This is a genomic window from Novosphingobium colocasiae (assembly GCF_014652555.1).
In the GTDB taxonomy this organism is placed as follows: domain Bacteria; phylum Pseudomonadota; class Alphaproteobacteria; order Sphingomonadales; family Sphingomonadaceae; genus Novosphingobium; species Novosphingobium colocasiae.
The window spans coordinates 404055-419178 of the sequence record NZ_BMZA01000002.1; the positions used below are offsets into that span (position 1 = coordinate 404055).

14 protein-coding genes and 1 tRNA gene are annotated in these 15124 nt (G+C 64.8%); 5 read left to right on the forward strand and 10 right to left on the reverse strand.

The features are described 5' to 3' along the window. Nucleotides 1–20: 20 nt before the first annotated feature. The gene (locus IE122_RS05715) at nt 21–1142 is read right to left on the reverse strand and encodes an Rv3169 family protein (RefSeq protein WP_189620126.1); all 1122 of its coding nucleotides are present in this window, start codon (nt 1140–1142) and stop codon (nt 21–23) included. Between the two features lie 249 nt (nt 1143–1391). Between IE122_RS05715 and IE122_RS05720 the strand changes: the two genes are divergently transcribed. Continuing rightward, complete coding sequence (locus tag IE122_RS05720) at nt 1392–2708, forward strand: sensor histidine kinase (RefSeq protein WP_229813798.1); 1317 nt, start codon at nt 1392–1394, stop codon at nt 2706–2708. Between the two features lie 65 nt (nt 2709–2773). On the opposite strand, the gene IE122_RS05725 is transcribed toward IE122_RS05720, so the two are convergent. From IE122_RS05725 to aguB, 3 genes are all read right to left on the reverse strand, one after another. After that, nucleotides 2774–2849: transfer RNA gene (locus IE122_RS05725), tRNA-Lys, on the reverse strand. Nucleotides 2850–2891: 42 nt separating this feature from the next. Continuing rightward, nucleotides 2892–3389, reverse strand: coding sequence for a 2-amino-4-hydroxy-6-hydroxymethyldihydropteridine diphosphokinase (gene folK / locus IE122_RS05730; protein ID WP_189620127.1), 498 nt, complete (start codon nt 3387–3389; stop codon nt 2892–2894). Nucleotides 3390–3394: 5 nt separating this feature from the next. Then, the gene (gene aguB / locus IE122_RS05735; RefSeq protein ID WP_189620128.1) at nt 3395–4270 is read right to left on the reverse strand and encodes an N-carbamoylputrescine amidase; all 876 of its coding nucleotides are present in this window, start codon (nt 4268–4270) and stop codon (nt 3395–3397) included. Between the two features lie 140 nt (nt 4271–4410). On the opposite strand from aguB, the gene msrA reads away from it, so the two are divergent. Further along, entirely contained in the window at nt 4411–4947 is a 537-nt protein-coding gene (gene msrA / locus IE122_RS05740) for a peptide-methionine (S)-S-oxide reductase MsrA (protein ID WP_189620129.1), read from the forward strand. Nucleotides 4948–5000: 53 nt separating this feature from the next. Next, nucleotides 5001–5345, forward strand: a complete 345-nt coding sequence (locus IE122_RS05745) for a nucleotidyltransferase family protein (protein WP_189620130.1) — start codon at nt 5001–5003, stop codon at nt 5343–5345. Between the two features lie 311 nt (nt 5346–5656). Here IE122_RS05745 and IE122_RS05750 read toward each other — a convergent pair. Both IE122_RS05750 and IE122_RS05755 read right to left on the reverse strand, forming a co-directional pair. Further along, nucleotides 5657–6600 (reverse strand): IS630 family transposase gene (locus IE122_RS05750; protein ID WP_189620131.1). Its coding sequence is split into 2 segments (ribosomal slippage): nt 5657–6262 and nt 6265–6600, totalling 942 coding nucleotides; the frame shifts between segments, so codons are not numbered across the junction. Between the two features lie 241 nt (nt 6601–6841). Continuing rightward, nucleotides 6842–8071: an RsmB/NOP family class I SAM-dependent RNA methyltransferase gene (locus IE122_RS05755; protein ID WP_189620132.1), complete on the reverse strand. Its 1230-nt coding sequence runs from the start codon at nt 8069–8071 to the stop codon at nt 6842–6844. Between the two features lie 55 nt (nt 8072–8126). Between IE122_RS05755 and IE122_RS05760 the strand changes: the two genes are divergently transcribed. Continuing rightward, nucleotides 8127–8297: a DUF1674 domain-containing protein gene (locus tag IE122_RS05760; RefSeq protein WP_189620133.1), complete on the forward strand. Its 171-nt coding sequence runs from the start codon at nt 8127–8129 to the stop codon at nt 8295–8297. A 17-nt stretch (nt 8298–8314) separates the two neighbouring features. On the opposite strand, the gene IE122_RS05765 is transcribed toward IE122_RS05760, so the two are convergent. Then, nucleotides 8315–9304 carry a sensor domain-containing diguanylate cyclase gene (locus tag IE122_RS05765; RefSeq protein WP_189620134.1) on the reverse strand — a complete coding sequence of 330 codons (990 nt, stop codon included), beginning with the start codon at nt 9302–9304 and terminating at the stop codon, nt 8315–8317. 267 nt (nt 9305–9571) lie between these two features. After that, nucleotides 9572–11188, reverse strand: coding sequence for a hypothetical protein (locus IE122_RS05770; RefSeq protein WP_189620135.1), 1617 nt, complete (start codon nt 11186–11188; stop codon nt 9572–9574). A gap of 172 nt (nt 11189–11360) precedes the next feature. Between IE122_RS05770 and IE122_RS05775 the strand changes: the two genes are divergently transcribed. Further along, the gene (locus IE122_RS05775; RefSeq protein ID WP_189620136.1) at nt 11361–12446 is read left to right on the forward strand and encodes a helix-turn-helix transcriptional regulator; all 1086 of its coding nucleotides are present in this window, start codon (nt 11361–11363) and stop codon (nt 12444–12446) included. Between the two features lie 30 nt (nt 12447–12476). Here the strand turns inward: IE122_RS05775 and IE122_RS05780 are convergent, their stop codons facing one another. Beyond that, nucleotides 12477–13766 carry an adenylosuccinate synthase gene (locus IE122_RS05780; protein ID WP_189620137.1) on the reverse strand — a complete coding sequence of 430 codons (1290 nt, stop codon included), beginning with the start codon at nt 13764–13766 and terminating at the stop codon, nt 12477–12479. Nucleotides 13767–13861: 95 nt separating this feature from the next. Next, nucleotides 13862–14986 (reverse strand): ATP phosphoribosyltransferase regulatory subunit, encoded by a 1125-nt coding sequence (locus IE122_RS05785; protein WP_189620138.1) that lies wholly within the window; start codon nt 14984–14986, stop codon nt 13862–13864. Nucleotides 14987–15124 lie beyond the last annotated feature (138 nt).

Here is a 15124-nt window from a genome sequence, read left to right on the forward strand (position 1 = left end):
CCCTCGCCCTTGCTCCGTGGTCACAGCGGATCGAGGAAACCCTTCATGCCATAGCGCGTGTGCGGCCCGACGATGTACTGTTCCAGGACGCCGACGCCGACCGCGTCCTCGCAAGTGGCGCGCACCACCTGCTGCACATGCATGAACTGGGGCGCGTTGACGTCGATTTCGTTGATGTTCCAGCTTTCCAGCGTCCAGGCTTCCTTGCCCTTGTAGAAGCCATGGCCCCATTCCGGGTGGTTATAGCCGGTGCCGTACATGTGGTAACGCAGCAACGGTTCGAGCACGAACGTCTCGGTGCGCCCATCGGAATAAGTCGTGTCGATTTCGGCGCGGCTTATCAGGCGGCTGCCCTTGGCGAACTGCAACCGGTGATCGCCGCAGATCGCTTCCGATACCTGGGCTTCGTCCAGCGTATCGAAATCGCGGTCCTTGTCGAAAGTCTGGAAAACCTGCGCGAACTGTTTCCAGCGCTTGCTGTCCTCGTATTCGTGCTGGCCCCAATGGGTGCAGCGGTTGTCCCAGTGGATCGGGGCCCAGAGCCAGAAGAACTGGCTGGGAATATCGCGCGAAACACCCTTTTCCGTCTCGCCGGTCCAGCGCCAGCCCCACGAGCGGTCCTTGGTGCCATACGTCGTTGCCGGCCTGATCTCGGTGCGCTCGCCGTTCACCTCGATCCAGCCTTCCCAGCGGCCGAACTGGCTGAACCGCTTCATCTGCGCGACGGTGCGCACGCCCTGTTTCATATGGTCGGCCGGCTCCTCGTGCGCCACGGTCGTTGCGTGGAACCACAGGTCGCAGGCAAAGCCGGTGTCATTCGGCTCCACCACGATGCGCATGGTCTTCATCGGCTCGACGATATCGTGCCGCATCGGCCCGGCGAACAACTGCGTGCGATCGCCGGTCAGATGGCGCGAGGCGCGAAAGCTGTGCTGCGAGCCGTCCTTGCGCACCAGCGAGACCGCCCCGTCCATCACCTCGCGGTTGGGATAGGCGGCAAAGGCGACGCCGATGTAGAAATCGCCATCGAAGTCATAGCCGTTGTACCAGTAGCGGGCATACATGTTGCGCTCGCTCGATGCCATGTAGCTCAACGGCTCTGCCGTCTGATGGACCGGATAGTCGTCGAACTTGATCAGCATCACATTCTCCCGTTGGACCCGATGCGGGACTCGCACCGATCGTACCGTCCTTTCGTCCAGGAAGGAATTGCGCGCCTACCGACGGATACCCGTCATTCGGGGGCGGCCGCCGCCACCGCACCAAAGGTAACCCTCGGCATCCGTTTCAAAATATTTCCGGCATCCGAAAAGGTTTGACCCCGGCGGTGGGCAACCGGATCGATGACGAAGCAGCGGGGAGCTCTCGCCATGCTTTTAGGGATGTGCCGCTTGCCTTCGCTGAGCCACTCGAAATTCGCTGCCTGCATCGCCGCTCTGGTCGTGGGGCTCGGTGTGGTGCAGCTCACCGCCAGCCTCCTGTTCTACCAATACATCGATCGGCAAACCCTGCGGGACGATCACGCACGGCGCATTGCCGAGCTTCTCGTTGTCGGCGAGCGCGTTGACCTGCTTGCGCCAAGCCGGGTTTCACCGGTGATGAGCACCAGATTCCTTGCCGCTTCAGTCGCAAAGGAACCAAGGGCGCCCCACGCCGGCCACGATGCCGATCTGCCTGCGATCACGCGGGAGATAGAGCGATGGGAACCGGCACTGGCCGGCAAGGCACTTCGGCTTGACCGGGTGCGGGGCGGAACGGGCGAGGACGACCTTGTAGGGTCGATCCGCCTTTCAGACGGCCGCTGGCTGAATTTTCGCTCGTCGGACATCAGTTCGATGTGGCCGGTTGCATGGCGGGCCATCATTCTCACAATCGTCAGTACGACCGGGCTGATGCTTTTGGGTCTGTTGCTGCTTCATCGGCTTGCGCTGCCGCTGCGCAACCTTGCCAATGCGGCGAACGCGATCGGCCAGGGCCAGCGGATCGACATTGCCGAGCATGGCCCGAAGGACTTGCGCGGCCTCGCCAAGGCGATGAACATGATGCAAGGCCGCATCGCCGCACTGTTGCAAGAGCAGGCCCAGTCATTCGAGGCAATCAGTCACGACCTTCGCACTCCGCTGGCCCGGCAAAAGGTGCTCGCCGATCTGCTGGACGATCAGGAACTGGCGTCGATGCTGGCAGCCAACGTCGATGAGATGGAAGCGCTGCTGGCCTCGCTCCAGCAGTTCTTGCGCGCCCAACACCTGGCAGCGCAACCGGAAACGGTCGACCTGACGGAACTGGCTGAAGCGATAGCCGGGCCGTTCGGGAGCGCCGTCACCGTTCACCGCCAACCCGGATTTACGACGACGACGTTCGTCGAGCCGGTCGCCATCAGCCTCGCGGTGCTGATCGAAAATGCCCTGCAATACGGGCACCGCGCGGACATCCGTTTCGCACGGACGCAGGACGGTCGCGCCACGATTTCGGTGGAAGACGACGGGCCTGGGCTGTCTGAAGACCATTTTCAGGCGGTGCTTGATCCGTTCTTCAGGTTGGATCAGGCGCGCGCTCGGAACACCAAGGGTTTCGGCCTGGGCATCCCGACGGCGCACCGGCTGATGACCCGCTTTCAAGGCGATCTGTCTTTTGCGCGATCGAGCGCCGGAGGACTGCGAGCGACCATAACCGCGCCGTTGCCAACCTCGACGGCTGAGGGTGCTTGATAGACAATATGCGTCGGCGAATATCCGGACACCTAACCACCGCAAAATTTCGCGTTTTTCTGCGGTGGTGAGCCCTGCTGGGTTCGAACCAGCGACCTACTGATTAAAAGTCAGTTGCTCTACCGACTGAGCTAAGGGCCCCCGGGTGCGCCGTTCGCGTTTGAGCGGCAGCACCGGAGCCGGTCACCTAGGGGCGGGGCGCGGCTTGGTCAAGCGGGCAGCGAGGTGGCATAGCGAAAGTCCTGTGATCGGATCGCGCCAGTGGCCGGCGATGCGGGCGGCGGGGGTCAGCACGAAGGCGCGCTCGCGAAATCGGGGGTGGGGGACGATCAGGTCGTCGCCGGCCCAGGCCCCGCCGTCCCACAGCACCACATCGAGATCGAGCACCCGCGCCTGCCACGGCTGGCCTTGGCGGCGGCGACCGAACTTGCGTTCGATGTGCTGGAGCCGGTCGAGCATTTCGACAGGATCGCGCCGGGTGCGCACCAGCGCGACGGCATTGGCATAGCGCCGCCGCGACGGGCCGAGCGGCACGCTTTCGATGATCGGCGAGGCGGCCTTGAGCGTCATGTGGCCGCGATCGAGCGCGGCCAGCGCCGCCTTGAGCACCTGGCGCGGGGACCCGTGGCGCGGGTGGCGCTGGTTGGAGCCGAGGGCGACCAGATAGCGGTGCTTGGCCACGTGGCCTAGATATCCTGCGCGATGCGGCCGTAGAGTTGCGGGCGGCGGTCACGGAAGAAGCCCATGCCGGCGCGGTGCGTGGCGGCGCGGGCCAGGTCGAGTTCGGCGAGCAGCCCCCCGGTTTCTTCGCTACCATATTCGGCGACGAAATCGCCCCATTCGTCCGTGATGAACGAGTGCCCGTAGAAGCTTTGTTCGCTGCCGCATTCGGGTTCGGCCCCGATGCGGTTGGCGGCGATCACCGGCATGCAGTTGGACACCGCATGGCCGACCATCGCCCGACGCCACATGCGGCTGGTATCGAGCGTGGCGTCATAAGGTTCGGAGCCGATGGCGGTGGGATAGAACAGCAGTTCGGCCCCCATCAACGCCATCACCCGCGCGCATTCGGGGTACCACTGATCCCAGCACACGCCGACGCCGATGCACACGGTGCCATCGCGCACCGGCACGTCCCACACCTTGAAACCGTCATTCCCGGGGCGGAAATAGTACTTTTCCTCGTACCCCGGGCCATCGGGAATGTGGCTCTTGCGATAGGTTCCGCTGATCGTGCCGTCGGGCCCAATCATCGCCAGCGTGTTGTAATAGTGGTGGCCGTCGCGCTCGAAAAAGCTGGTCGGGATGGTGACTTTCAGCCGCGCGGCCAGTTCCTGCATGGCGATCACCGAGGGGTGCTGCGCGGCGGGCCGGGCCAGCGCGAACAGCGCCTCGTCCTCCACCTTGCAGAAATAGGGGCCGGAGAACAGCTCGGGCGGCAGCACGATCTCGGCCCCCTGCCCGGCCGCCTGCTCCACCAGCGCGGAGACCGCGGCGATGTTCTCGTCCTCGTCGGCGGAGCCGAGGGCGAGTTGCAGGGCGGCGACGGTAACCTTGGTCATGGGGCGGTGGTTTATTTCTCCCGCAGGGCGAAGTCCACCTGAATGGCGCGGCGAATGCTGGCGGGGCGATGACAAGCAGCCGATGGCTTCCTACCTTGGCGCTGACGGGGCCTTGGGCCATCGAAAAGGACGGAACTTTCATGACCCAGCAGACCGCGATCGTCGCCGGTGGGTGCTTCTGGTGCACCGAGGCGGTGTTTCGCGACGTCATCGGCGTGACGGCGGTGGAGAGCGGCTATATCGGCGGCACCGTGCCCGATCCCACGTACCGGCAGGTCTGTTCGGGCAGCACCGGCCATGCCGAGGCGATCATGGTAACCTTCGATACAGCGGTCATCACCCTGCCCGAGGTGTTCGACGTGTTCATGGGCACGCACGATCCGAGCCAGCTCAACCGGCAGGGCAATGATATCGGCACCCAGTACCGCTCGGCGATTTTCCCGCTCGATGACGATCAGCGGGCCGAGGCCGAGGCAGCGATCGCCCGGTGGAACGCCGATCACCCCGGCGAGCACGCGGTAACGACGATCGAAGGGCCTGACACCTGGTATCCGGCCGAAGACTACCATCAGGAATACTGGGACGGCGAAGGCCAGCGCAATCCCTATTGCCTGGCGGTTATCCCGCCCAAGCTATTGAAACTGCGCAAGAGCTTTCAGGATAAGGTGAAGGGCTAGGAGAAGGCATTTTTTGGCAGCGGCCCGGAGCAGGCAACTAACTGGATCAGCTCATGAATGATGGACTACCTGAGGGATGGCGGGAAAGCGCAGCAAATTGGGCCAGTGGAAAAAACCGGATTTGCGAGCTCTTTCTCTTCGGCTCACGCGCAAAGGGAGTTTTCACCGATAAGAGCGATATCGACATAGCCTACACGCTGACGGGATGCGATGCAGGCGAAACGCTCGCCTATGATATAATTGAAGCCACAACTTGGGAAAGCGAGTTGCAGCTCATCGTGAGCCCTATGGTACAACTCCACATGGCGGATCCGCTCACAGATGCGATTGTCTGGCCTGCGGTTAGGGCGCATGGCCAACTCATCTATAGTAAGCTCGGGCAGTTGCCACTGGGATGACCGCCGGTACGTTTGCGGCGAAGGAAGACATGCGATGAAAGATGATGAAGAACTGCCGCCTGGCTCCCATACGCCCCATCCGGCGCAGTCTACCGCCGCAAGGCCGACCAGTTGGCGGAGAGGCGTGCGCCCTATATCGGTCGATGGATTGGGTCACCTTGGCGTGGGGGAGGACGGAGCACTCTTTTGGGATGGCCGACCTGTCGAAGTTGCCAAGCGGTTTACGCTTTCATTTTGGCAACGACTGGGAGCATTCCTGACGGTTGTAGCCGCGGTTGCGGGAGGTGGTGGCGCGCTAGAGTCTTTCTGACTTATATTGAGGCATATCCGGCACCCCGGATGTAGTTTGCGCACTCGCTTGGCGGGAAGTGGTCGAGCAGGTTTCCGATGCGTCGCCAGGTTGCCTCGACGGTGCGCTCGTTGGCCTTTCGCAAGAGCCGCTTGAGTTTGGAGAACATCTCCTCGATGGGATTGAGGTCGGGAGAGTAGGGCGGCAGGAAGAGCAGCTTGATGCCTGCCGCTTTCAGGAGTCTTCGGACCTTGGCACCCTTGTGGCTGCCGAGATTGTCGATGACCACGATGCTGCCGGGGGCCAGCTCGGGGATCAGGAACTGCTCGACCCAGGCGGTGAAGGTCTCGCCATTGATCGGGCCATCGAGCACACAGGGGGCGACGATGCCGTCGTGCCTGAGCCCTGCGATGAAGGTCAGCGTCTTCCAGTGTCCGTGCGGCACCTTGTCGATCAGAGGCTTGCCCCGGTCATGCCAGCCGTGGGTCCGGGTCATGTTGGTCTTGGCCCAGGTCTCGTCGACGAAGACCATGCGCCTGGGATCTATCCAGCGCTGGAGCCAGAACCAGCGGGCACGACGCCGGGCGACATCGGGCCGATCCTGCTCCTTGGCGAAGAGCGTCTTTTTTTAAACGTCTTGCCGCAGCGCTTCAGGAACCGCCACAGCGTATCGCAGCACACCACCACGCCCCGCTCGTCGCGAAGCTCGGCCAGCAGTTCGTGCAGGGTCAGGTCCTTTTTCTGCGCGATCCGCGCCATGAGCCATTCGCGCTCGCTCTCCAGACGCGGACGAAGATGGCCACCGACCTTGCCCGGCTCGATCGTCCCGCGCGTCCGCCACGCTTGCGCCCAGCGAACTCCCGTCGCGGCGCTTACATCAAGCGTCCGCGCAGCCGATCGAGCCGACATGCCACGGTCAAGCGCCCGGCAAAAACGCTCCCGCAAATCCGACGATAAGGGCCTCATCCATGCTGGCCTCCTGTCCAGTACCCAGCTTGAATCACAAATTGCCCCTCAGGGGAATCCCTCCCGATTCTTTCAAACACGGAACGACTCTAGCATCCGCATGGATAGACTGGCATCCAGAGCAAGTATGTCAGAAACCTAATCCGTAAGGGGGCATTAATCGCGCGCCCCTTACCATTATTCGTTCGGTTGGCTCAGGTCTCAGCATTCCCCGATTATCAGCGATCGAACCCTTGCAAGCTTATCGACACCAGCGGGCCACGAAGAACCCGTCCAGCCCGCCCGCCTCCGACAGCATGCCGGGATCGGTGAGCAGCCATCCGTCGCCGGTCGGGGCCAGGCCGGCCGGCAGTTCGGTGGCAAGGATAGGATCGGGAGACAGCCTGACCCGCGCCGCTTGCCCCACGCCCTCGTCGGGTTCGAGCGAACATACCGCGTAGACCAGCGTGCCGCCGGGGTTGAGCCATCGGGCGGCGCGATCGAGCAGGCGCTGCTGCAGCGGCACCATATCCGCGATCTGGCGCGCGCCGATGCGATGGAGGACATCGGGGTGGCGGCGGCAGGTGCCGGTGGCGGTACACGGCGCGTCGAGCAGGATCGCATCGAACGGCGCGGGCGGCTCCCAGGCCAGCGCGTCGGCCTGCACCACCTCGGCATGAAGGCTAGTGCGGGCGAGGTTGTCACGCAGGCGCTGGATGCGTCGGCCGGCGATGTCGAGCGCAGTGACGTCCCACCCGGCAGCGGCAAGCTGCAATGTCTTGCCGCCCGGTGCGGCGCACAGGTCCAGCACGCGGCGGCCACGGCCCTCACCCAGCAACCGCACCGGCAGCCCGGCGGCCAGATCCTGCACCCACCATGCGCCTTCGCCGAAACCGGCCAGCCCCTCCACCGCTGCCCCGCGCGGCAGGCGCAGATGCCCCGGCAGCAGTGAAACGCCACCGAGCCGCTCAGCCCACAGGTCCGTCTCGGCCGGATCGCGCAAGGTCAGGTCGAGCGGCGGCGGCTCGGCAAGGCCGGCAGCGATCGCCCCTGCCCGTTCGCCCCACCGCGCCGCTGCTGCATCCGGCAGGCCGGGTGCCTGCGGCAAGCTTACACCGCGCTTCATCAGGGTCGAGAATACGCCGTGGGCCAGCCGGCGCGGCCCGCCCGCCAACAACGGCAGTCCGGTGGCGATCACCGCATGCGGCGGCGTATCGAGGCGCAGAACCTGGGCCAGCATGATCTCCAGCACCGCGCGCGGCTTGGCGTCGGCGGGCAACACTTGCGCGGTGGCGCTGTCGATCAGGGCATCAAGGTCCCGGCGCCAGCGCAGCACTTCGCTGGCAATGGCGCGGGCCAGAGCCCGGTCGGCGTCCCCCTTCACACGGCCAAGCGCGGAGCTTGCCGCCTGATCCAGGGTTTCGCCACGTCGCAACACGGCATCGATCAGGGTGAGCGCGGCGCGGCGCGCGGGAAAGCCGGGAATGTCCATCGGCGCGCGTCTATATCGGATTGCGTTTTACCGCCAGCCGCACCACATGGGGGCCATGACCGAACGCGCGACAAAACGTCCCGAAGGCTTCACCAAGCCGGCCCACTGGACCAACGATCCGGTGCCGGCCCCGGTGCCGCAAGATCGGAAGGCAGAGGACGCCGAGGAACTGTCCCCCACCCGCTACGGCGATTGGGTGCACAAGGGAATCGCCGTCGATTTCTGAGGGTCAGCCCGCCGAGATCAGGCTGCCCGCGCCAGCTCGCAACGATTGCGGCCGGCGCGCTTGGCCGCATAAAGCGGGGCATCGGCGGCGGCGATCCAGTCTTCTGCCGAAGCGATGCCGGTGCGAACCGGGGCGATGCCGATGCTGGCGGTGATCTGCAATTCGCCGAAACCCGGAATGGGGACGTAATCGCCGGCGATTGTCCGGCGCAGGCGTTCGGCGACGGCACCCGCGTTCGTCACATCGGTCTCGGGCAGCAGCAGCGCGAACTCCTCACCCCCCAGGCGCCCCAGCACGTCGACCGGCCGCTTGGCAGAGGAGATCGAGGCAGCCAGATGCCGCAACACCTTGTCGCCCATCGGATGGCCGTGGGTATCATTCACCGACTTGAAGTGATCGACATCGATCAGCATCAGGCTTGCAGGCCGGCCGTAGCGAAGGAAACGCACGATTTCCTGCTCGGCCGCTTCTATGAAGCCGCGCCGGGTCAGCGCGCCGGTCAACTGATCGCGGCCGGCGATCCGCCGCAGTTCCAGCTCGTTCATGACGATCCGCGCCAGGTTGCCCAGGATCGCCAGATCGTTTTCCGTGTAGCGCCGCACGCGGGTATCCACGGCGCACAGAGAACCGATATTGTACCCATCCGGGGTGCATAGCGGGATGCCGGCGTAGCTGCGCACGAACGGGGCTTCCAGCACGCTGGGGCTGTTGGCAAAGCGGACATCCAGTCGCGCGTCCTCTATGACGAGCGGCTCGTGCTTGAGGATGGTGTGCGAGCAGAACGAGGCGCTGCGTGGCGTTTCGGTGGCTTCGAAGCCCGACCGCGCCTTGAACCACTGCCGGTCCTGCTCGATCAGGGAAACGGCGGCGATCGGAACATCGAGGATATTGCGCACCAGCGATACGACATTGTCGAACGGCTCTTCAGGCGGGGTATCGACCACGGCGAGCCTGGCCAGCGCCGCAAGCCTGCCGGGTTCGTCCACCAGTACGCCATCGTTCGTCATCGGCCGCGCTGCCCTTTCCGGCGGGAGACGATCGATTTGCGCCGATCACAACCGCCTGCCCCACGCAGAAATTGCTCGCGGGATGCCCGAGGAAAATAAGGATAGCGAGGTTAACAATTTGTCATCCGCCATAGGCAAACGCGACGAATAGTGGCTCAATCCGGCGCGAAATGGCGCGTCAAACCCGATTGTTTCACCGGGGAGCCCAGCGGGGCACCTAAGCTTGCGCAAAGGGTGCGGCCGGCCCTTCCGGACCGGCCGCCGGGATCAGAAGCGGTAACCGATGAACAGGTGGCCGCTCTTGTAGTTGTTGGCCAGCTTGCCGATCAGGCCGAAGCGGAACAGCTCCTCGCTGGAGCGCGTATCGGTCTCGCGGGTGCGCACGCCCATCGACAGCGTCGCCTCGTGGATGTTCTCGGTATAAAGCTCGTCACCCACGTACTTGGTGAAGGCATAGCTGGCCCGCACGGATGACTGGCGCTTGCCCACCCGCACGCCGCTGAGCGGGAGATCGTAAGCGAAGCCATTGCGGAAGACCACGTTGTTGGTGCGGTTGCCCACGTCGTAGCCGTAAAGCTCGGCCTTGATGACCTTGGTGTAGCCGACCATGTTGCCGATCGTCAGCGAACCGCGACCGATGTTGTCGAGCATGTAGAGGCTGCTGAGGCTGCCGGTCATGACCTGGCCTTCCAGCCCCTGATCATAGGCATTGACATAGCCGAAGCCGACCCGGGGTTCGAGGCTCCAGCGCCGGCTGACCGGATAGCGCAGCGCCATCGCGCCCGATACCCGCAAAGTGCGCACACCCTTCACGTCGGAGTAGGATACCGGAACATCGAGGATCAGCAGCGCACGACTGCCTTCGGACAGGCGGAACGCCCGGTTGATGCGGGCATCGTACTGGGTGCCGACGGCCCCCTGCTTGTTGACCCGGCCGATTCTGAGCCCCAGGCCCCACGGCGCTTCATCGACGCCGAAGGTGGGCAACGTGAAGTCCAGCGCCTGTTCGACCATCTGCTGCTGCAGACTGTCGGCATTGCCGACCAGCGGGTTCACGCCGGCCTTGCTGACCGAGCAGCCATAAATGCCCTTGAGCATCTGGCTGCTGCTGAACTGCTGCGAGCCGCGATAACCCCAGGCCACGCCCGTCTGGGGGTCGTTGGGTGCCTGCGAGGAATTGGCATCCAGGAATTGCTCGTACTTGGCGAAGGCCAGCTCCGCCGCATTGTTCGGGTCCAAGCCAATGAAGACGACGGAGTACGGATCCTGATAGTCGCTCTCGATATTGTCGAACGCTGCCTGCGAGACGCCAGCGGGTGCCGCCGTGTAGACCCCATCTTGATCAACCGCGCGCCAGCCATCGAAGTTGACGACCTGCTGGCCGGCGGCATTGGTGGTGCGCACCGGAACACGGTCACCGCTGAGGCACGGCACGGTAATGCTCAACCGCCCGACACCCTCGAAATCGACGAATTCGCCTTGAGCATCGGTAATGACATCGCCGCTGATCGCGTTGGGCTGACCGTTCTGGCCGACTGCCAGCACGCCTTCGATATAGCGCGCCTGGACCTGCGTTCCGAGGATGTTGGTGGTGGCGGTGACAAGGCTGAACGTGCCGACATCGTTGGTGCCGTCGAACCCGTAGATATCGGGAATGTCCAGCAGATGCAGCAGGTCCAGCCCGGCATCCTTGGCCACGAAGCTGCTGTCGAACGGCACGTCAAGGCTACCGCTATCGTTGGCATTGTCGAACTGCATGCGGACGTAGACCCGTCCGGGGCTGTTCGGCGCGGTGACGCTGTCCACCTGCTGCGCCAGCGCAATCGAACTGTTTGCGGAGATGGCCATCATCCCCACGGCAAAGCGCGTGATCGAATTTTTCATACTTCCCCCTGTCCGATCATACTGCCCTATGATCGGTGCAATAAAATTACTGCGATCGGGAGTAGACTGCCATACCCCAAACACGGTAAACATGGCGTCAATTCCCGGTTCGTTTGCTATTTTTTAACTGCGAAGGACCGGTATTGGGGGACGTCACATCTTTTCAGCCGACTTGATCGACCGTATCTACGAAGCCGCCGTCCTGCCGGATGGCTGGTCGGGTGTTCTGGAGGATATTGGGCGCGGTGTCGGCGCGAAAGGCGGTCTGTTGATTGCCCGGTCCGAAGACGGTGCACGGTTCGCGGGATCGCCTGAAGCGCTGGCCGTGGCGCAGGACTTCGTAGCTGCCGGCCACATGGAGCACAACGACCGGGTCCCCCGCCTGATCGCGCGCCAGCATCCCGGGTTCGAGACCGACCTCGATTTCCACACGCTTGACGAAATGGCGCGCCTGCCGATGTACGCCGATTTCCTCGTCCCGCGCGGCTGGCCGCTGGCGGCTGCCACCAGCTTGCGCAGCAGCGGCGAAAATCACCTTGTCCTCACGATCGAAGGCTTCACCAAGGTGCCGGAGTTGCTGGGGTCGGTCGAACATCTCGACGCCCTGCGCCCGCATCTGGCGCGTTCGGCGATCATGGCGGCGCAATTGCGGCTGGAACAGGCGCGCGGGATGATCGCCGCGCTGGACATCGTCGGCCTGCCCGCTGCCGCGCTGAACGGGCGGCGGATGATGGCGGCGAATGCGCTGCTCCAGACCCGGCTGGAGGCCGGGGCGCTGGCGATGGCGGGTGGATTGCGGCTGAGCGATCCGCAGCTCGACCAGATGCTGCAAGCCGCGCTCGACGCGGCCGGCGGGCACGACGGTCAGGGCACTTCGATCGCGCTGCCCGGCGATGGCGGGCACTGCCGCGACGTCGTTCACGTCCTGCCGCTGCGCGGAGACGCGCGCGATATCTTTTCGGGGATCACCGCGCTGGTCATCTTCGCCTCGGTCGACAAGCGCCCGGCGATCCCGGCAGACATGCTGCAAAGCCTGTTCGGGCTGACCGCCGCCGAAGCGTCGATCGTCCAGGGACTGGCAGCGGGCCAGTCAGTCGCCAGCCTGTCCGAACAGGCCGGCAAATCCGCGCACACCGTCAAGACGCAGGTTAAGTCTGTCCTCGCAAAAGTGGGGGTCAACCGCCAGGCAGACCTGATCCGCACCATCGCCGACCTGTGCATCCGCCGCCCGCCGGGTGCCGATGATCGGGCAGCCTGAGACGCGGGTGCACTGACGCCGGCTGGGCGATCAGTCCGCGAAAGGATCGCGGACCAGGATCGTGTCTTCGCGCTCGGGGCTGGTGGATACCAGCGCGACCGGGGTCTCGATCAGTTCCTGCACGCGCTGGATGTACTTGATCGCCTGCGCCGGCAGGTCTGCCCAGGACCGCGCACCGGCGGTGGTGCCCTGCCAGCCGTCCATTTCCTCATAGATCGGCTCGACCGCAGCCTGATCGGCGGCGTGGCTGGGGAAATAGTCCAGCACCTTGCCGTTGAGGCGATAGCCGGTGCAGATCCTGACCTTGTCGAACCCGTCCAGCACATCCAGCTTGGTCAGGGCGATGCCGGTTACGCCCGAGATCGCGCAGGACTGGCGCACCAGCACCGCGTCGAACCAGCCGCAGCGGCGCTTGCGGCCGGTCACGGTGCCGAATTCATGGCCGCGCTCGCCCAGCCGCTGGCCGGTCTCGTCTTCCAGCTCGGTCGGGAACGGACCCGATCCGACGCGGGTGGTATAGGCCTTGACGATGCCCAGGACGAAGCCCGTCGCCGAAGGGCCAAGGCCTGAACCGCTGGCTGCCGTGCCCGAAACCGTGTTGGAGCTGGTGACGAAGGGATAAGTCCCGTGATCGACATCGAGCAGCACGCCCTGCGCGCCTTCGAACAGGATGCGGGCACCGGCCTTCTTGACCTTGTTGAGCCGCCGCCAGGTGGGCGCGGCGAACTGGAGCACGAACGGGGCGATGGCGCGCAGCTCTTCCAGCAGCGCGGCGCGATCCACCGGCGGCTGGCCGAAGCCGGCGCGCAGGGCATCGTGGTGGGCACACAGGCGATCGAGTTGCGGCTCCAGCGCGTCAAGGTGGGCAAGATCGCACACCCGGATCGCACGACGGCCGACCTTGTCTTCATAGGCGGGGCCGATGCCGCGCCCGGTGGTGCCGATCTTGCCCGCACCCGCCGCAGCTTCGCGCAGGCCGTCGAGATCGCGGTGGACCGGCAGGATCAGCGGGCAATTGTCGGCGATGGCGAAATTCTCGGTGGTGATCGAGACGCCCTGCCCGGACAGCTTTTCCATCTCCGCCTTGAGCGCCCAGGGATCGAGCACGACCCCGTTGCCGATGATCGACAGGGTGCCGGTAACGATGCCCGAGGGCAACAGCGAGAGCTTGTAAACCTGCTCGCCCACCACCAGCGTGTGCCCGGCGTTGTGGCCGCCCTGAAAGCGCACCACGGCATCGGCCCGGCTGGCGAGCCAGTCCACGATCTTGCCTTTGCCTTCATCGCCCCACTGGGCGCCAATCACGGTTACGTTTGCCAAGGGGAAATGCTTTCGCTGCTATCGAAAAGTCCGCCGCGCGCCCTAGGGTATGCAGCGGCAGAGAGCAAGGCCGGTTGGCCTGCCTTGCAGTGCAGTCAGAGCGGAACCGCCTCGCCGGCTTCAAGCCGGTGTGAGCAGCCCAGTGCGACAGCATCGTCTGTTTCGTCGAGCGCCGCGACTGTCGCCCAGCCGATCGCGCGCTGGCGTGCCGCCACTTGCGGATCGTGACCCAGCGGAAGGAACAGCCGCTGCGGGGTGGTGCTGGTAACTGCCAGCGAATCGAGCAGCGGATCGGGGTACAATGAAAAGCCGGTCGCCGGCTCCGGATCCGCCCCGGCACGGCCGAGGATGCGATAGGTGCCGCCGCGTCCCATCGTGCCGGTCACGCCATCGGCATAGATCGTGAAGCCGAACCAAGACTGGTATTCGAAACCGTGGCGTTCGGAGGGGTCAAGCGTCAGGCGCGCCTTGCCTTCCACCCGCGCGGCGATCCGGCGCAGGCCGTCGATCCGGTCCGCGAGCACGCCGCCGGCGTCAAACTGCGCGAGCTTCTCGATCGCGCCGGCGAACGGCCCGACGGCATAGAGCAGCGGCAGGTACGCCGCACCGCCGGCATCAACGAGCCCGCCGGCATCCTTGGCATCCAGCATCTGGCGCACCGCCTCGATCTGGCCGGATGGCAGCGGCAGCGCCTCGGCGCTCAGCGCATCGACGAGATCGGGCAACGTGAAGTCGACAGAGACGCCGGTCGCACCCGCAGCGCGCAGCGCCTCGATCGCGACCTCGACAATCTCTGCGGCGGCGGCAACGGAATCGGAGCCGATCAGTTCGGCACCGATCTGCAACCGCTCGCGCGAAGGATCGAGTCCATCGCCCTTGATCGCCAGCACCGGCCCCGAATAGGACAGCCGCAGCGGCCGCGCCGCGTTCGACAGGCTGGTGGCGGCGATACGGGCAACTTGCGCGGTCATGTCCGATCGAACCGCCAGCATGCGCAGGCTGATCGGATCGACGAAGCGGAACATCCGCCGCGCCTGAACCCCCGCCATGCGGCTGGCCAGCGCCTTCTCGAATTCGAGCATCGGGGTATCAACGCGCTCATAGCCGTGGCCGGCCAGCACATCGTGCGCCATCCGCCGCACGTGCTGCGCGGCCCATGCCGCTTGCGGTAAACGGTCGCCAAGCCCCTCGGGCAGAAGATCGCGGTCTGTGTCCTGCATGATGGCTGGGCCCTTAGCCGGATGCACGGCGCTTGTCGAATGGCAGAAGCATTGCAAGCGGCCGGCCGGAAAATCGTCGCAGTCGCGCGACAATTTTGCGTTCGGCGGTATCATCGCCCGCTGCTATCCGCTGCACGG